Origin of the sequence: Bacillus velezensis (assembly GCF_001461825.1) — a bacterium.
GTDB lineage: Bacteria > Bacillota > Bacilli > Bacillales > Bacillaceae > Bacillus > Bacillus velezensis.
Genome location: NZ_LLZC01000012.1, coordinates 432122 through 450319 on the forward strand (window position 1 = coordinate 432122; position 18198 = coordinate 450319).

19 protein-coding genes and 1 pseudogene are annotated in these 18198 nt (G+C 46.5%); 19 read left to right on the top strand and 1 reads right to left on the bottom strand.

Going from position 1 to position 18198, the window contains the following annotated elements; all coding sequences use genetic code 11:
- Positions 1-19: 19 nt before the first annotated feature.
- Positions 20-790: a 16S rRNA (uracil(1498)-N(3))-methyltransferase gene (locus AR442_RS06315; RefSeq protein ID WP_014418412.1), complete on the top strand. Its 771-nt coding sequence runs from the start codon at positions 20-22 to the stop codon at positions 788-790.
- The gene (gene mtaB / locus AR442_RS06320; protein ID WP_014305444.1) at positions 790-2145 is read left to right on the top strand and encodes a tRNA (N(6)-L-threonylcarbamoyladenosine(37)-C(2))-methylthiotransferase MtaB; all 1356 of its coding nucleotides are present in this window, start codon (positions 790-792) and stop codon (positions 2143-2145) included. Before AR442_RS06315 ends, mtaB begins: the two co-directional genes overlap by 1 nt.
- A 37-nt stretch (positions 2146-2182) precedes the next feature.
- Here mtaB and AR442_RS06325 read toward each other — a convergent pair whose 3' ends face one another.
- Positions 2183-3109 (bottom strand): Na/Pi symporter, encoded by a 927-nt coding sequence (locus AR442_RS06325; protein ID WP_032863561.1) that lies wholly within the window; start codon positions 3107-3109, stop codon positions 2183-2185.
- Positions 3110-3280: 171 nt separating this feature from the next.
- Between AR442_RS06325 and rpsU the strand changes: the two genes are divergently transcribed.
- The 17 genes and pseudogenes from rpsU (at position 3281) to glyS (ending at position 18122) form a co-directional block, all read left to right on the top strand.
- Positions 3281-3454, top strand: coding sequence for a 30S ribosomal protein S21 (gene rpsU / locus AR442_RS06330; RefSeq protein WP_003152957.1), 174 nt, complete (start codon positions 3281-3283; stop codon positions 3452-3454).
- A 14-nt stretch (positions 3455-3468) separates the two neighbouring features.
- Positions 3469-3915 (top strand): GatB/YqeY domain-containing protein, encoded by a 447-nt coding sequence (locus AR442_RS06335; RefSeq protein ID WP_007408278.1) that lies wholly within the window; start codon positions 3469-3471, stop codon positions 3913-3915.
- A 122-nt stretch (positions 3916-4037) separates the two neighbouring features.
- A complete protein-coding gene (locus tag AR442_RS06340; RefSeq protein WP_014418410.1) occupies positions 4038-5354 on the top strand; it encodes an NfeD family protein in 1317 nt (438 codons plus the stop codon).
- 24 nt (positions 5355-5378) lie between these two features.
- Positions 5379-6371 (top strand): flotillin-like protein FloA, encoded by a 993-nt coding sequence (gene floA / locus AR442_RS06345; RefSeq protein WP_014418409.1) that lies wholly within the window; start codon positions 5379-5381, stop codon positions 6369-6371.
- A gap of 27 nt (positions 6372-6398) precedes the next feature.
- Positions 6399-6833, top strand: coding sequence for a hypothetical protein (locus AR442_RS06350; protein WP_053284933.1), 435 nt, complete (start codon positions 6399-6401; stop codon positions 6831-6833).
- Positions 6834-6889: 56 nt separating this feature from the next.
- Positions 6890-7171 (top strand): sporulation protein YqfC, encoded by a 282-nt coding sequence (gene yqfC / locus AR442_RS06355; RefSeq protein WP_003152966.1) that lies wholly within the window; start codon positions 6890-6892, stop codon positions 7169-7171.
- A 17-nt stretch (positions 7172-7188) separates the two neighbouring features.
- Positions 7189-8413 (top strand): annotated as a pseudogene (gene yqfD / locus AR442_RS06360) (sporulation protein YqfD).
- Complete coding sequence (locus tag AR442_RS06365; protein WP_007408283.1) at positions 8377-9336, top strand: PhoH family protein; 960 nt, start codon at positions 8377-8379, stop codon at positions 9334-9336. The pseudogene yqfD and the gene AR442_RS06365 overlap by 37 nt, the downstream one beginning before the upstream one ends.
- Positions 9337-9416: 80 nt before the next feature.
- Positions 9417-11549 carry an HD family phosphohydrolase gene (locus AR442_RS06370; RefSeq protein WP_053284931.1) on the top strand — a complete coding sequence of 711 codons (2133 nt, stop codon included), beginning with the start codon at positions 9417-9419 and terminating at the stop codon, positions 11547-11549.
- Positions 11550-12023, top strand: a complete 474-nt coding sequence (gene ybeY / locus AR442_RS06375) for an rRNA maturation RNase YbeY (RefSeq protein ID WP_053284930.1) — start codon at positions 11550-11552, stop codon at positions 12021-12023.
- Positions 12004-12378: a diacylglycerol kinase family protein gene (locus AR442_RS06380; RefSeq protein WP_003152974.1), complete on the top strand. Its 375-nt coding sequence runs from the start codon at positions 12004-12006 to the stop codon at positions 12376-12378. The genes ybeY and AR442_RS06380 overlap by 20 nt, the downstream gene beginning before the upstream one ends.
- A 123-nt stretch (positions 12379-12501) precedes the next feature.
- Positions 12502-12912 carry a cytidine deaminase gene (locus AR442_RS06385; RefSeq protein ID WP_003152976.1) on the top strand — a complete coding sequence of 137 codons (411 nt, stop codon included), beginning with the start codon at positions 12502-12504 and terminating at the stop codon, positions 12910-12912.
- Positions 12893-13798: a GTPase Era gene (era, locus tag AR442_RS06390; RefSeq protein WP_007408285.1), complete on the top strand. Its 906-nt coding sequence runs from the start codon at positions 12893-12895 to the stop codon at positions 13796-13798. Before AR442_RS06385 ends, era begins: the two co-directional genes overlap by 20 nt.
- A 155-nt stretch (positions 13799-13953) precedes the next feature.
- Complete coding sequence (locus AR442_RS19860; protein WP_007408286.1) at positions 13954-14097, top strand: YqzL family protein; 144 nt, start codon at positions 13954-13956, stop codon at positions 14095-14097.
- A gap of 36 nt (positions 14098-14133) precedes the next feature.
- On the top strand, positions 14134-14901 hold the full coding sequence (gene recO, locus AR442_RS06395; RefSeq protein WP_007408287.1) for a DNA repair protein RecO: 768 nt from the start codon (positions 14134-14136) through the stop codon (positions 14899-14901).
- A 301-nt stretch (positions 14902-15202) separates the two neighbouring features.
- Positions 15203-16090 (top strand): glycine--tRNA ligase subunit alpha, encoded by an 888-nt coding sequence (gene glyQ / locus AR442_RS06400; RefSeq protein ID WP_003152984.1) that lies wholly within the window; start codon positions 15203-15205, stop codon positions 16088-16090.
- The gene (gene glyS, locus AR442_RS06405; protein WP_029973407.1) at positions 16083-18122 is read left to right on the top strand and encodes a glycine--tRNA ligase subunit beta; all 2040 of its coding nucleotides are present in this window, start codon (positions 16083-16085) and stop codon (positions 18120-18122) included. Before glyQ ends, glyS begins: the two co-directional genes overlap by 8 nt.
- Positions 18123-18198: the final 76 nt, after the last annotated feature.

Genomic DNA, 18198 nt, shown 5'->3' on the forward strand with positions numbered 1-18198 from the left:
TTAGTAGGTGTCACAGCGTATGCAACGATATTTTATCGAGCTCACGAAGCAGGAGATGGACGAAACTCCTGATTTTCAAATCACGGGGGAAGACGTCCACCATATAGCGAACGTCATGAGAATGAGTGCGGGAGACCGGATTATCTGCTGTTCGAAAGACGGCCATGAAGCGTTATGCCTGCTTAAAGAGGTTTCTAAAGATCATATATCATGCAGCATTGCTGAGTGGACGGGTGAAAACCGTGAACTGCCTTTGAAGATCAGGATCGCAAGCGGCCTCCCGAAAGGCGATAAGCTTGAATGGATTATCCAAAAAGGGACCGAGCTGGGGGCAAGTATGTTCATCCCTTTTCAAGGCGCCAGATCCGTCGTTAAGCTTGACGACAAAAAGGCAAAGAAAAAACGGGAGAGATGGGCGAAAATCGCGAAGGAAGCGGCGGAGCAATCGTACCGCAATGAAATTCCCGAAGTGAAAACCGTTTATACGTTCCGGCAGCTGCTTGAAATGGCGGAGAATGTCGATAAATGTGTCGTTGCATACGAGGAGTCATCAAAGCAGGGAGAAACGGGCGCTTTCGCCGCGGAGCTCAAAAGCCTTCCGCAAGGTTCGTCTCTTTTAATCGTATTCGGCCCTGAAGGCGGTCTGACTGAGTCTGAAGTTCATCAGCTTTCAGAAAAAGGCGCCGTCTTATGCGGCCTCGGACCGAGAATTTTACGGACTGAAACTGCGCCTCTTTACGCGTTAAGCGCAGTTTCCTATCATACAGAGTTATTAAGAGGTGATCAGTAATGGCAACTGTTGCTTTTCATACCCTTGGCTGCAAGGTCAACCATTATGAAACAGAAGCAATCTGGCAGCTGTTTAAAGATGCGGGTTATGAACGAAAAGAATTCGAACAGACAGCAGATGTATATGTCATTAATACATGTACGGTAACAAACACGGGAGATAAAAAAAGCCGTCAAGTCATCAGACGGGCGATCCGCCAAAATCCTGACGGCGTCATCTGCGTAACAGGGTGCTATGCGCAAACCTCTCCGGCAGAAATTATGGCCATCCCGGGTGTTGACATCGTCGTCGGCACGCAGGATCGTGAAAAAATGCTCGGTTACATTGAGCAGTACAGGGAAGAGCGCCAGCCGATCAACGGCGTCGGCAATATTATGAAAGCACGCGTGTTTGAAGAGCTGGATGTTCCCGCTTTTACTGACCGCACAAGAGCGTCGTTAAAAATCCAAGAGGGCTGCAACAACTTCTGTACGTTCTGCATTATCCCTTGGGCGCGCGGCCTGCTTCGTTCCCGCGATCCGGAAGAAGTCATTAAACAGGCGCAGCAGCTGGTGGATGCCGGCTATAAAGAAATCGTCCTGACGGGGATTCATACGGGCGGCTACGGCGAAGATATGAAAGATTATAATTTCGCCAAGCTTCTCCGCGAGCTTGATACACGTGTAGAAGGACTGAAGCGGATCAGAATTTCATCTATTGAAGCAAGCCAAATCACTGATGAAGTGATTGAAGTGCTGGATGCGTCTGATAAAATCGTCCGCCACCTTCATATTCCGATTCAGTCAGGATCAAACACCGTTCTGAAACGGATGAGACGCAAATATACGATGGAATTTTTCGCGGACCGTTTAAATAAGCTGAAAGAAGCGCTGCCGGGCCTGGCCGTCACATCTGATGTCATCGTCGGTTTCCCGGGAGAAACGGAAGAAGAATTTATGGAAACATACCGGTTCATTAAAGAACATAAGTTTTCAGAGCTTCACGTATTCCCTTACAGCAAACGCACCGGAACACCTGCGGCCAGAATGGAAGACCAGGTTGACGAGAACGTGAAAAACGAACGGGTGCATAAGCTGATCGCGCTGTCTGACCAGCTTGCAAAAGAATACGCCTCCGATTATGAAGGAGAGGTTCTGGAAATCATTCCGGAAGAGGCGTTTAAAGAGTCTGATGAAGACGGCATGTTCGTCGGCTATACGGACAATTACATGAAAGTCGTCTTCAAAGGCACGGAAGATGTAATCGGCAAACTTGTCAAAGTCAAAATTCAAAAAGCGGGCTATCCGTATAACGAAGGACAATTCGTCCGCGTCGTTGAGGATGAAATGACCCGGAACATGCGCATGTCTTCATAACAGATAAAAAAACCGGTGCCTTCCCGCATCGGTTTTTTTACGGTTTCGGAGGAATCAGCCTGTCAATCAGCCGGTAAAACAAATGTGTGAACGGCAGAAACAATAAGGCGGTGACTACGTTAAATAACAGGCTGAAATGCGCAATCATCTGCGCGGGATCATCAGACAGGCGCTCCGTAAAACCTGCTGATGCGGACAGGAAGGGAAATACGAGCAGCACGCCGAGAATATTAAACACAACGTGAGCACCGGCGGTCTGTCTGGCGGCATAACCGCCTGAAACAGCAGCCATGACGGCCGTGACGCATGTCCCGATATTAGATCCCAGAACGACGCTGACCGCTTGTTCAATGCCGATCACCCCTTCGTTCATAAAACTCATCAAAATGCCGATGCAGACGGAGCTTGAATGAATGATTGCCGTCAATATCATACCGATAAAAAGAGCGGACCAGCTCGAATCATTCACATGTCGCAAAACCTCCGCCCCCGCCTTCATTTCTGTCAGCGGAACGGCGAGCCGGCTGAAGCATGTGATGCAAAAAAAGATGATGCCGAGACCGAGGAAGCTTATGCCGATCTGTCTGAACGGATATTTACGGATGAGGATAAACACAAGGCCTCCGATAAAAAGCACCCAAATGAGCACATCCATTTTTATGGCTAAAAACTCCGTCGTAAACGTGGAGCCGACATTCGTGCCGAGAATCATCGGAATGGTCCGTTTAAAAGATAAAGCGCCTGCGCTGACAAAGCCGATGACAATGACCATGAAGGCTGAGCTGCTCTGAAGAAAACCAGTGAATACGATGCTTATGAGAAAAGCTTTCAAAGGGTGGTCGGTAAATAAGAGCAGGCTCTTCTCAATTTTTGCATAAGTTAATGCGATCAGCCCCTGTCTGAGCAGGCTCATTCCGAGTAAAAAAATCAGGATAAGAGCGGTAAAGAGAATCAGTATCATCAAATGAAACACCCCTTTCCATCATTATATAGACAAGCAGCCTTATTCATGACGGAAAAGTGAGCTCGCTTAGTTGACCTGACTGATGGCTTATATTATAATGTCAAAGTACATGTTTATATATGTATCTTTTTAAAGGTAGTCGATTGGTGTATTCGGAGGGAGGGAAAGAGAATGTCAAAAACGGTCGTTAGAAAAAACGAATCGCTTGAAGATGCTCTTCGTCGCTTCAAACGCAGTGTATCAAAGACAGGTACTTTGCAAGAAGCAAGAAAGCGCGAATTTTATGAAAAACCTAGCGTAAAGCGCAAGAAAAAGTCAGAAGCTGCTAGAAAACGCAAATTCTAAAAGAGGGTGGATTTATGAGTCTTCTTGAGCGACTTAACCAAGATATGAAGCTGTATATGAAAAGCCGTGAGAAAGACAAACTGACTGTCGTTCGAATGGTGAAAGCTTCACTTCAAAACGAAGCAATTAAGCTTAAGAAAGACAGTTTGACCGAGGATGAGGAACTTACTGTCCTATCTCGTGAACTTAAGCAACGTAAAGACTCCCTCCATGAATTTTCAAACGCTAATCGTTTAGATTTAGTAGATAAAGTTCAAAAAGAGCTGGACATTTTAGAAGTTTATTTACCGAAGCAGCTTTCTGAAGAAGAGCTGCAGACAATCGTAAATGAAACCATCGCTGAAGTCGGTGCGAGCTCCAAAGCGGACATGGGCAAAGTGATGAGTGCTATTATGCCTAAAGTAAAAGGTAAAGCTGACGGCAGCGTAATTAACAGACTTGTCAGCAGTCAATTATCTTAATTGACAAGAAAAAAGACATCTTTCCTAGAGAGATGTCTTTTTTTATACATAAAAAAATGAAACTAAAGTACATTTGTTACGTATATAAAGAAGAACGAAACGGGAAGGAGGGTATATTTGCCTTGTTCCGAAAAAAAACCGGAATTGCTGTTGCTCTATTGGGCTTATTTGTATTATCTTTATTAGGGGTTCAATTGAACGCGAAAGCTGATCATCCATCGGTTTATGTCATCCCGGTTGAGAAAAATGTCGAACAGGGGCTCGCCTCGTTTTTATCGCGTTCTTTCAAAGAAGCGAAGGAGTCCGGCGCGTCACACATTATTCTTGACATCAATACACCGGGAGGCGCGGTACAATCAGCCTTGGATATTGCGGATATCATCGGCCGCGCGGATGTGCCTGTTACCGCTTACGTTAATAAACGGGCGCTTTCTGCCGGAGCGTATATAGCGCTTCAGGCAGATGAAATCTATATAGCGCCGGGCGGAAAAATGGGTGCCGCAGCCATCATCGACGGAAAAGGGAACGCGGCGGACAAAAAGGCTCAATCACTGTGGCATGCAGAAATGGAGGACGCAGCGGTTAAAAACAACCGAAATCCGAAATACGCCCTGGCCATGGCAGATCCCGCCATCAATGCAAAGGAAGCGGGCGCCCCAAAGGGAAAACTGCTGACACTGACAGCTGAAAAAGCCAAGGAAGTCGGATATTCGGAGGGCACGGTTTCAGACCTTGATGCTTTATATACAAAGCTCGGTTTTGACAAAGCGGATGTTCACCATGCAGAAGAAGGTTTCGTCGGCAAACTGGGCAGATGGCTGACAAATCCGTTTGTTGTCCCCGTCTTATTAACGCTTGCTTTGCTTGGTTTGACCATTGAATTGTTCTCGCCGGGCCTCGGAATACCGGGTGCCGTCGGACTGACGGCCATGCTGCTGTTTTTCACCGGGCATATCGCTGCCGGATTTGCCGGCTATGACAGCGTATTCTTATTTTGCGCGGGCTTGGTTTTTATCCTTTTAGAGATATTTCTGCCCGGAGGCATAATCGGTCTTATCGGTATTGCAGGCGTCATCGCGAGCCTCTTTCTCGCTGCGGGCAGCTTTACCGTAATGGCGGTTTCTCTCTTGATCGCCTTTGCTGTATCTATTACAGCCTTTATCATATTAACAAGGGTGTTGGGGAAACGAATGAAATTCTTTAAAAAATTAATATTAACTGATTCAACAAGCACGGAGAGCGGTTATGTTTCAAATCAGAACCGGACGGAGCTGTTGGGAAAAGTCGGCATTACCGCTACAGCCCTCAGACCGTCAGGCACCGTCATTATTGATGATGAACGTCTGGATGTCGTCTCGGAAGGATCATTCACTGAAAAAGACAGACAGGTGAAAGTAGTGAAAGCGGAAGGCTCACGCATTGTCGTGAGAGAAATATAGATGACAACCTTGAGGAGGAATTAGATGGAACTGTCAAGTTTGGCGATTTTAGCATTAGTTGCTGCTGCCATTATTGTGTTAGCCATATTCTTCACCTTTGTACCGGTGATGCTATGGATTTCGGCGCTTGCGGCAGGAGTCAGAATCAGCATTTTTACTTTGGTCGGGATGAGGCTGCGGCGCGTCATACCAAGCCGCGTTGTCAATCCGTTAATTAAAGCGCACAAAGCCGGCCTATCCGCAACAACAAATCAGCTCGAAAGCCATTATCTGGCCGGAGGTAATGTCGACAGGGTGGTCAATGCCCTGATTGCGGCACAGCGCGCCAATATTGAGCTGACATTTGAACGCTGCGCAGCCATTGACCTGGCCGGGCGTGACGTATTGGAAGCCGTACAGATGAGCGTCAATCCGAAGGTCATTGAAACACCGTTTATCGCGGGTGTCGCCATGGACGGAATTGAAGTAAAGGCAAAAGCCAGAATCACGGTAAGAGCCAATATCGAGCGCCTTGTCGGAGGAGCGGGAGAAGAGACGGTTGTCGCCCGTGTCGGAGAAGGGATTGTCTCGACAATCGGTTCTTCACACAATCATAAAAAAGTGCTTGAAAATCCTGATATGATTTCGCAGACCGTACTTGGCAAAGGGCTGGATTCAGGCACCGCATTTGAAATTCTTTCGATTGACATTGCCGACGTTGATATCGGCAAAAACATCGGAGCGATTCTTCAGACGGATCAGGCAGAAGCAGACAAAAACATTGCGCAGGCCAAAGCCGAAGAGCGCCGCGCCATGGCGGTCGCCCAAGAGCAGGAAATGCGCGCTCGCGTAGAAGAAATGCGTGCAAAAGTCGTGGAAGCAGAAGCCGAAGTGCCGCTTGCGATGGCAGAAGCGTTGCGTGAAGGAAACATCGGCGTCATGGACTATATGAACATAAAAAATATCGACGCGGATACGGACATGAGGGATTCTATCGGCAAGCTGACGAATGACCAGCAAGATGAAGACCAACAATAACCTCTCTATTAAGGAGGGAGCCGCTATATGCACGAGATTCTGACAAATCCGCTCGTCATTGCCGCCGTCATCGGCATTATATCGGCAATATTCGGCAAGAAAAACAAGGATGAAAAACGTCCGCCGGGTACACGTCCCGGAAATCAGGCAAAAAAGCAGGATCAAAAACAGCCGCAGAAAGAGCATAAGCCGGAAGCGGAAGAATTGCCTGCCGTTTCAAAAGAGAACCCTTTTGAGCAAAAAAGAAGGGAAGCTGAAAAGCGCCTAGCGGAGACGGAGCAGATGTTTAACGGGATTGAACATAAGCTGACATCCGCACGCGCACGAAACGCGTCTCTGAAGAAATCAGCCCTCAAAATAAATAAAGAAACTGCGGTCCAAGGCATTATATTCAGTGAGGTTTTGGGTCCGCCCCGTGCAAAAAAACCGCACCGGACCATGCGGAACATCGGTAAAAAATAAAGTGTTAGAACCCCTTTTCAAATCATACATATGAGATGAAAGGGGGTTCTTTTTTTATGGGGCAAAGAAAGAATCGTGTAAAGGCATGGCTGACAAGAGCATTGGAAATTCCCCCGGACGTTATGATGGATCTGCCTCGTATTACGATGGTCGGCAGACTTCATATCTACATAGAGAATCACAGAGGCCTCCTGCTGTTCAGCGAAGAAGAAGTCAGGCTGATGCTCAAGCAGGGGCAATGTATCATATCAGGAAAAAACTTGGTCATTAAGGCAATCCTTCCTGAGGAAATTCTTTTGGAAGGCACGATAGATCACGTACGATATGTCGATTCATAAAGCCGGGGGGAAATAATGTGAAAAACAAATGGCTGTCATTTTTTTCGGGTAAAGTCCAAGTAGAAGTCAAAGGAAAAGGGATTGAACGGCTGCTGAATGAATGCACGAGAAACGGAATCGCCATCTTTGCGGTGAAAAAAAAGCAAGACTGTGTCCTGCTGATGATTCAGCTTCAGGATGTACATGCTTTCAGAAGAGTCATCAGAAAACATGAATGCAAAGCAAGCTTTACAAAAAGAAAGGGTCTTCCCTTTCTGCTTCTCAAATCAAAATTAAACCTGGGCTTCACTGCGGGATTTGTGATATTTTTTGTTATATTGTTTCTTTTGTCCAACATGATTTGGGAAATTGATATTAAAGGGGCCAAGCCCGAAACCGAGCATCAGATGGTAAAGCACCTTGAAGAAATCGGTGTGAAAAAAGGCCGTTTGCAATTTTTAATGATGACGCCGGAGAAAATTCAAAAATCATTAACAAACGGTATCGATAATATTACGTGGGTCGGTGTGGAATTGAACGGGACAGCCCTTCATATGAAAGTGGTCGAAAAAAACGAACCGACAAAAGAAAAGTACGTGAGCCCCCGCCATATCGTTGCCAAAAAGAAGGCGGTCATCAAAAGGATGTTCGTGCAAAAGGGGCAGCCGATGGCTTTTGTGAACGATCATGTTGACAAAGGACAGCTCCTCGTCTCAGGACTGATCGGAAATGAAGACCGGAAAGTCGCCTCAAAAGCGGAAATTTACGGAGAAACATGGTACAAGTCAGAAGTAACCGTGCCTCTTGAAACATCATTTACGCTATATACGGGTAAAGTAAGGACGAAGCACAAGCTGTCTTTCGGATCATGGGGCGTGCCTTTTTGGGGCTTTGAATTTAATGAGAAGCCGCTGAAACATCCGAAAACAGAGGAAGAAAAGCATCGGTTTCAATTTCTGGGGATGAAGCTTCCGGTTTCTTACGTTCAAGAACAGACAAGAGAAAGTGAAACATCCGTGCGGACTTATACGAAAGGCGAAGCGGTTCAGGCCGGTATCAAAATGGGAAGACAAGATGTAGAAAAGCGATTAAACGGCAGCGGAGAGGTGGAAAGTGAAAAAGTTTTGCACCAATCCGTTGAGAATGGTAAAGTAAAGTTGATTATTCTCTACCAAGTTATAGAAGATATCGTTCAAACCACACCTATTGTTCAGGGAGACTAAAGAATGGCAGAACATTTACTTGCGATTAATCACAAACTGAAAAGCCCGGACGAAGCACTTTCTTTGTTCGGCAGCCAAGATGCTTTTTTACATTTAATGGAGAAGGATCTGGGCATTAGCCTCATCACACGCGGTGAAACCATTTACGTTTCCGGGAATGATGAAACATTTGAGATCGCTGACAGATTATTGGGCTCGCTCCTTACTTTAATTCGCAAGGGGATCGAGATTTCGGAACGTGATGTGCTGTATGCCGTGAAAATGGCAAAAAAAGATGAACTGGACTATTTTGAAAGCATGTATGAAGAGGAAATAACGAAAACGGCAAAAGGCAAACCGATCCGTGTCAAAACCATCGGCCAAAGAGAATATGTGGCGGCGATGAAGAAAAACGACATGGTGTTCGGCATCGGGCCGGCGGGAACCGGCAAAACTTATTTGGCGGTCGTAAAAGCGGTGCACGCTTTAAAAAACGGCCACATTAAAAAAATCATTTTAACAAGACCCGCTGTGGAAGCCGGCGAGAGCCTCGGCTTTCTGCCCGGAGATTTAAAGGAAAAAGTAGATCCTTATCTGCGCCCGCTGTATGACGCGCTCCATGATGTGCTCGGAAGCGATCATACTGAGCGTCTTATGGAAAGAGGGGTTATCGAAATCGCCCCGCTTGCCTATATGAGAGGGCGGACGCTTGACGACGCGTATGTGATTCTTGATGAAGCCCAGAATACCACTCCCGCTCAAATGAAAATGTTTTTGACGAGATTGGGTTTTGGCTCTAAAATGATCATTACGGGCGACGTAAGCCAAATTGACCTGCCGAAAGGCGTCACATCGGGACTTGCAGTAGCGAAGGACATGCTGAAGGACGTAAACGGCATCTCCGTGATTGAACTTGACCAGACAGATGTGGTCAGGCATCCGCTTGTTGCAAAAATTATTGAAGCTTATGATAAGCAAAAGTAATGCAAAAATGACCCGATCTCCCGTTATCGGGTCATTTTTATATGATGTGTTCCTGATGTTTCAGGGAGGAGGTTCTTGTTTTGAAAAAGAAGGGAAAGGGCAAAAGCGCCCGGGAACGGTTCCGCAGTTTCAGACATGCCCGCTCAGCCCATGTGCTGCTGTACCTGCTGCTTTCAGCGATCATGTTTGGTTTGCTCTTTATTCATGTAAAACCTGAATCACTTAATTTGGATTTGTTTTCAGTCAGTGATAAGACGATTTACGCGCCCGCCACAGTGGAAGATCAGCAGGCGACGGAATCGAAAAAGCAGGCGGCCGAAGATGCGGTGGAAGATCAATACACTCTGAAAAAAGGCTATACCGACAACCGGCTTGACCTGATCACTTCCATTTTTGACAGCATCGGCGAAGTGAAAAAAGATGCGGAAAAAGATAAAAAGTCACCTTCGGAAAAATCACTGGTAAAATCGGTGAAAAACAAGCTGACACAGGATGTCAATGAATCCGTCTCGGAAGATGCCATTAAATCGCTTCTCCATGCAAACAATGAAGATTTCTCATTTGTGAGGGATTCCGTCATTACCGCGGTGAATACGGTGATGAGCAGTGAAATTCCTTCTGAAAAGCTTGCCGAAGCGAAGGATAAGGTCGCAAAAGAGCTGAAAAGCGCTTCTGTGCCGTCAAAATATTTAGCGGCTGCGACTGAAATCGGAAAATACGCAGTCATCCCGAATTATGTATTTGATCCGAAAGCGACGGATGAAAAACGCCAGGAAGCGTCAGACAGCGTCCAGCCGGTACAGATCAAACAAGGACAGGTTCTCGTGGAAGAGAATGATCTGATCGACCGGGAAGTATACAGGAAGCTCGAACTGACGGGGCTTTTGAATAATTCCAACCTGTTAAAACCGATCAGCGGTCTCCTTCTGATGATCGGGCTGTTTATTGCCACGCTTGTCTACTATTTTGAGAAACAGCAGCAGGAGCTTAAGCTGAAAAATAAATCTCTTTTGCTGTTTTCTATCATTACAACGCTTATTCTCGTCATTATGGAAGTCGTCAGTCTCTTTCAGAAGATTGAATACACCAATATCGGCTATCTTGTGCCGATCGCCGCCGGCGCGATTTTAATCAGGCTGCTGCTCAATGAAAGGCTCGCCATTTTAGGAAGCATCATTCTGGCGATCTGCGGCAGTATGATGTTTAATCAGGGTGTGACGGGAACATTTAATTACGTCATCGGCATTTACTATTTAATCAGCAGCATTTCAGGCATTCTGTTTCTGGGAAAACATAATGCGAGATCAAAAATATTGCAGGCGGGACTGTTCGTCTCATTTATTAATATGATTATCGTGCTGTCGCTTTTATTAATACAAAATACGGCGCTGTCACCGGTTGAAATCGGAACGCTGATGCTGATGGGGGCCGTCTCGGGACTTGCTTCATCCGTTCTGATTATCGGTCTGATGCCGTTTTTTGAGACGGGATTCGGCATTCTTTCAACGATGAGGCTGATTGAACTGTCTAATCCGAATCATCCCCTGCTTCGAAAGATTTTAACGGAAACACCCGGTACATATCATCACAGCGTCATGGTGGCAAATCTGTCGGAAGCGGCTTGTGAAGCCGTAGGGGCAAACGGTCTTTTAGCACGGGTCGGAGCGTATTATCACGATCTCGGCAAAACGAAACGTCCGCAATATTTTATTGAAAATCAGATGAATATGGATAATCCGCATGACAAGCTGTCTCCGCAGCTCAGCAAAAATATCATTATCGCACATACGACAGACGGTGCGAATATGCTCAGAAGCTATAAGTTTCCGAAAGAGCTTGTGGATATCGCGGAGCAGCATCACGGAACGTCCCTTTTGAAATTCTTTTATTATAAAGCGAAAGAAAAGGGCGACCAGATTACAGAGAAAGAGTTCCGCTACCCGGGGCCGAAGCCGCAATCGAAAGAAGCGGCTATTATCTCAGTGGCCGACAGCGTTGAAGCCGCCGTCCGTTCCATGCATAATCCCAATCCCGAGCGGATCGAAAAACTGGTGCGGGGAATTATATCCGATAAGCTTCAGGACGGACAATTCTCAGAATGTGATCTCACGTTCCGAGAACTGGATACGATCGCAAAAACACTATGTGCGACTTTAAAAGGAATTTTCCACTCCCGGATTGAATATCCGGAGGCTACGAAGAAGGTGAAATAAATGGGTTTACTCATAGATATTGTTGATGAAACGAACAGCGTCTCAGCTGATGCGCTCCAAGAAGTGGAGAAGCTGCTCCAATTCGCGGCGGAAAAAGAAGGCGTTCAGGATCAGGCTGAAGTATCGGTCACGATTGTGACAAATGAAGAAATCAGAGAAATCAACAGAGACTACCGGGGAAAAGACACTCCGACTGACGTCATTTCGTTTGCGCTTGAAGAAGAAGGCGAAGACGAGGTTGAAATCGTAGGCGCCGACATGCCGCCTGTTTTAGGAGATATTATCATCAGCGCAGACAGAACGGAAGAGCAGGCGGAAGAGTACGGCCATTCGTTTATGAGAGAGCTCGGTTTTCTGGCCGTGCACGGCTTTTTGCATTTGCTTGGCTATGATCACATGACAAAAGAAGAAGAGGAAGAAATGTTTTCAAAGCAAAAGGATTTGCTGGATGAGTATGGACTCACGAGATCATAAAAACGAGTGGAGCAGGTTCCTGAAGAGCTTTGTCCATGCATGGAGGGGAATCTGGAAAACGGCGCGGTCAGAGCGGAATTTTCAATTTCATATTACCGCGGCCTGCGCCGTTATCGTTTGCGGTTTTCTCACCGGGCTGAGCACAGCCGAATGGGCCGTTGTTTTGGTGCTGATCGGAGGGATGCTTGCTTTGGAGCTTTTAAATACGGCGATAGAGCATGTTGTGGATTTAGTTACCGATCAGTATCACCCGCTCGCAAAAGCGGCAAAGGACGCGGCCGCCGGAGCCGTTTGCGTCTTTGCCGTGATATCGTGTATCATTGGTTTACTCATCTTCTTGCCGAAGATATGTTAGCAGAAGATTCTTACAATTATTTTACATTGCCAAAAATGGGCGTGAAAAACCAATCATAATTATGTAAAATAAAAGTGACAGCGGTATCATACAGGATAAAGGTAAGAGAGGAATTAAGTACACATGAACAGACAAGAATTGATTGCAGAAGCATTAAAAGCGCGGGACACAGCGTATGTGCCGTATTCAAATTTCAGAGTGGGAGCCGCTCTTCTTACCAAAGACGGAAAAGTGTACAGAGGCTGCAACATTGAAAATGCGGCATACAGCATGTGCAACTGTGCTGAACGCACGGCGATATTCAAAGCTGTTTCCGAGGGGGATACGGAATTTGCGATGCTCGCCGTGGCTGCGGATACTCCGGGACCGGTTTCGCCGTGCGGAGCCTGCAGACAAGTAATTTCCGAGCTGTGCTCAAAGGATATGCTTGTTATTCTGACCAACTTACAAGGACAAATAAAAGAAATGACTGCGGAAGAATTATTGCCGGGCGCATTTTCATCGGAGGATTTACATGACGAACGAAAGCTTTAAATCAGGATTTGTATCTATCATCGGAAGGCCGAATGTAGGGAAGTCTACCTTTTTAAACAGGGTCATCGGTCAAAAGATCGCCATCATGAGCGACAAACCCCAGACGACAAGAAATAAAGTCCAAGGGGTGCTGACAACCGGCACGTCGCAGACCATTTTTATTGATACACCGGGCATTCACAAACCAAAGCACAAGCTTGGCGACTTTATGATGAAAGTGGCCCAGAATACGCTGAAAGAAGTTGACTTGGTGTTATTTATGATTAACGCCGAAGAAGGGTACGGAAAAGGCGACGAGTTTATCATTGAAAAGCTCGGACAGACGTCCACGCCGGTCTTTCTGATCGTAAACAAAATTGATAAGATCCACCCCGACCAGCTGCTTCTTTTAATTGATGAGTACCGTACGCGCTATCCGTTTAAGGAAATCGTGCCGATCTCAGCTTTGGAAGGGAACAACGTCGAAACCCTTCTCGCGCAGATTGAAGCGTATTTACCGGAAGGGCCTCAGTTCTATCCGAGCGATCAGGTGACTGACCATCCCGAGCGGTTCATTATTTCTGAACTGATCAGGGAAAAGGTGCTCCATCTGACAAGGGAAGAAGTGCCGCACAGCATCGCTGTCGCTATCGAGTCCATTAAAGGGCAGGAAAACGGCTCTGTCCATGTCGCCGCCACGATTGTGGTCGAGCGGGATTCTCAAAAAGGCATCGTCATCGGCAAAAAAGGAGCGCTTCTGAAAGAAGTCGGCAAAAGAGCGCGGGCTGATATTGAAGCTCTTTTGGGCTCACGCGTTTACCTGGAATTATGGGTGAAGGTGCAGAAGGACTGGCGGAATAAAATGTCTCAGCTGCGTGATTTCGGCTTCAAAGAGGATGAATATTAATTCATCTAAGGCGCATGCCTGAGGTGTGAGATTACCTCACAGAAGCAGGGATTCGTTAGCAAAATTTGTTTAACATGAAAAGGAGGACATCAGGTCAAGATAAGGGTAAGAATTTGGATTGCAAAGCTAGTTTAATGATGAAAGGTGGGTTTTTTGTGTTGAATTTTACCTGGAACGTATTTTCTCAAACAGGAAGTGTTGATACGTACCTTCTTTTTAAAGAACTGGAAAAAGAGAACCTGGAAAGACCCGAAGAACCGGAAGATGAGCTAGCCCGAATTGATTTTCCAATTTTGTAAACCTCTTGGCCCCTCCCGTTGTTGGAAGGTGCGGAAATGCTGACTAAATGTGAAGGAATCGTGCTCCGTACGAATGACTACGGGGAGACGAATAAAATCGTGACATTGCTGACGAGGGAACACGGCAAAATCGGCGTCATGGCAAGGGGCGCCAGGAAGTCAGCCAGCCGGCTGTCAGCAGTCAGCCAGCCGTTTTTGTACGGGTCATTTTTAATGCAAAGAACATCCGGACTCGGCACGCTCCAGCAGGGTGAAATGATTCTCAGCATGAGAACGATCAGAGAAGATTTATTTTTGACGGCGTATGCCGCTTTTATCGCTGAACTCACTGACAAAGGAACGGAAGAGAAGAAACCGAACCCCTATTTATTCGAATTGATTCTCGAATCCTTTAAGAGGCTGAATGACGGGACTGACCCGGACGTGATCACCTTCATCGTGCAGATGAAAATGCTCGGCGTCATGGGGCTGTATCCGGAGCTGAATCATTGTGTCCACTGCAAAAGCGGGGAAGGGACGTTTCATTTTTCGATAAGAGATAACGGGTTTATCTGCCACCGCTGCTTTGAAAAGGATCCGTACAGAGTTCCGATTTCGCCGCAAACGGCAAGGCTGCTAAGGCTTTTTTATTACTTTGATATCGGAAGGCTCGGCAGCGTCTCGTTAAAACAGGAAACCAAAAACGAAATTAAACGGGTCATTGATCTGTATTACGAGGAATATTCAGGACTTTATTTAAAGTCAAAACGGTTTTTAGATCAGATGGAAAGCATGAAGAACCTTTTGGATGAAAACAAAAGTTGACATTCTGCCCATCTTTTTATATGATCATTTATTATAAAATATGTTGCAGTGACAGAAAGAAGTACTTGCGTCCAACTCATACAAGCGACCTTAGGGCAGTGTAAGCTAAGGATGAGCGCGCAACGAAAGGCATTCTCGAGCAACCCTTTAAAAAGAGGCTGAGTGATTCACATCCTCAGCAACTAGGGTGGAACCGCGGGAGAACTCTCGTCCCTATGTTTGCGGCCGGCAAGCATAGAGACGGGAGTTTTTTGGTTGCCGCCGCACTTGTAAAAGAATGGAGAAAGTGGAGGTGCTTGAAATGAACATTCAAGATATGATTTTAACCTTGCAGAAGCACTGGTCGAATGAAGGCTGTGTGCTCATGCAGTCGTATGATGTGGAGAAAGGCGCAGGCACAATGAGCCCGTATACATTTTTACGAAGCATCGGGCCGGAACCGTGGAGAGTGGCTTACGTTGAGCCGTCCAGACGGCCTGCGGACGGACGGTACGGTGAAAACCCGAACAGGCTCTATCAGCATCACCAATTCCAAGTCATTATCAAGCCGTCGCCTGATAACATTCAAGAGCTTTACCTTGATTCATTGCGTGCGCTCGGCATTGACCCGCTTGAACATGATATCCGTTTCGTAGAAGACAACTGGGAAAACCCGTCTTTAGGCTGTGCAGGTCTCGGCTGGGAAGTATGGCTTGACGGGATGGAAATTACACAGTTTACATACTTCCAGCAGGTGGGCGGAATTGAATGTAAACCGGTATCCGTTGAGATCACATATGGTATTGAACGTCTCGCGTCATATATTCAGGATAAAGAAAACGTCTTTGATCTTGAATGGACGTCAGGATTTACTGTGAAAGATTTATTTATGATGGCTGAATATGAGCATTCCGTTTATACTTTTGAAACATCTGACGTGGATATGCTTTTCCATTTGTTCAGCACCTATGAAAAAGAAGCGATCAGACAAATGGATAACGGGCTCGTGCATCCGGCCTATGATTATGTGCTGAAATGCTCTCACACATTTAATCTGCTCGATGCAAAAGGCGCGATCTCGGTGACGGAGCGGACGGGTTATATCGGCCGTGTCCGCAACTTAGCGAGAAAAGTGGCAAAAACGTATTATGAAGAACGGGAAAAATTAGGGTTCCCAATGCTTAAAGAGGAGGGCTCTTCCCATGAGTAAACAAGACTTGCTTTTAGAGATCGGACTCGAGGAAATGCCGGCGCGGTTTTTACATGACAGCATGGTGCAGCTCGGTGAAAAGCTGACCGGCTGGCTGGCTGAAAAAAATATCGCCCATGGCGAAGTGAAACTTTTTAATACACCGAGACGTCTGGCAGTATATATAAAAGACGTAGCAGAAAAACAGGCTGATATTCAGGAAGAAGCAAAAGGCCCTGCGAAAAAAATCGCTCTGGATGCTGACGGAAACTGGACAAAAGCCGCTATCGGATTTTCAAAAGGCCAAGGCGCCGGAGTGGATGACCTGTATATAAAAGATGTAAACGGCACGGAATATGTCTTCGTTCAAAAATTCCAGGCGGGACAAGAGACGAAGACACTTTTACCGCAGCTGGAAAATTTGATTGCCGGAATGCATTTTCCGAAAAACATGCGCTGGGGCACGCAGGATTTGCGCTATATCCGTCCGATCAAATGGATTGCCGCCCTCTTTGGAAAAGACGTCATTCCGTTTGAAATCACAAATGTCGAGACGGGCCGGAACACGCAGGGACACCGCTTTCTCGGCCAAGAAGTATCTGTTGATGCGCCGTCATCATACGAAAAGCTGCTGAAAGAACAAAGCGTCATTGCTGACCCGAAAGAACGCAAACAAATGATCCAAAGCCAGCTGGATGCGCTTGCGGCTGAGAAGAAATGGAACATTCCGATCGATGAGGACCTGCTGAACGAAGTCAACCATCTGGTGGAATACCCGACGGCGCTTTACGGATCTTTTGAATCCGAGTTTCTTTCTATCCCTGAAGAAGTGCTCGTGACAACAATGAAAGAGCATCAGCGCTACTTCCCGGTAAAAGATGAAAACGGGAATCTGCTGCCTCATTTTATTACGGTAAGAAACGGGAACAGCCATGCAATTGAAAATGTTGCCCGCGGAAACGAGAAAGTGCTGAGAGCAAGGCTTTCAGATGCTGCGTTCTTCTACAAAGAAGACCAAAAGCTGAACATTGATGAAAACGTGAAGAAACTGGAAAATATCGTTTTCCATGAAGAGCTCGGCTCCCTTGGAGATAAAGTAAGAAGAGTGGCCGCCATTGCGGGCAAACTTGCCGTCCGCCTGAAAGCGGATGAACAGACGCAAAAACTTGTGAAGCGCGCCGCAGAGATTTCTAAATTTGACCTGGTTACACATATGATCTATGAGTTCCCTGAGCTTCAAGGCGTAATGGGAGAAAAATATGCGCGCATGCTCGGTGAAGATGATGCCGTCGCTGCCGCTGTCAATGAGCACTATATGCCGAGAGCGGCCGGGGGAGAAGTGCCTTCAACCTTTACCGGCGCGGTCGTGGCGTTAGCTGATAAACTGGATACGATTGCTTCCTTCTTCAGCATTGACGTAATTCCGACAGGTTCCCAGGATCCGTACGGATTGCGCCGTCAGGCAAGCGGCATCGTTTCCATTCTGATCGACCGCAATTGGGGCATTTCGTTTAAAGAGCTTCTGTCATTGACAGAAACGGAAAAAGAAAATGAGCTCCTCGATTTCTTTACACAGCGTCTGAAATACGTCTTAAACGCTGAAGACATCCGTCATGACGTTATTGAAGCCGTTCTGGACAGCACAGAGCTTGAGCCGTATGCAGCCGTTCATAAGGCAAGAGTGCTTGAGAAGCACCTCGGCACACCCGGCTTTAAAGAAACGGCTGAATCACTCGGCCGGGTTATCTCTATCAGCAAAAAAGGCGAGAGCCGGGATATCAAGCCGGATCTGTTTGAAAATGAACAGGAGAAAAAGCTGTTTGACGCTTATCAAAAAACAAAAGACAGTGTCGCGGAAAGCTTTGCCTCCAAAAACTATGAACAGGCGCTTGATGTGCTCAGCGGATTAAAGGAGCCGATTGAAGACTACTTTAATCACACGATGGTAAATGCGGACGATGAAGCATTAAAAACCAACCGTTTAGCGCAAATGACCGCTCTTGCAGATGTGATCAAGTCTTTTGCTAATATGAATCATCTTATTGTAAAATAAAGAAAAAGACGGTTGCTGTGTGATCGGCAATCGTCTTTTCCCCTTTTACATAAACATCACAGAATGAAAACATAGA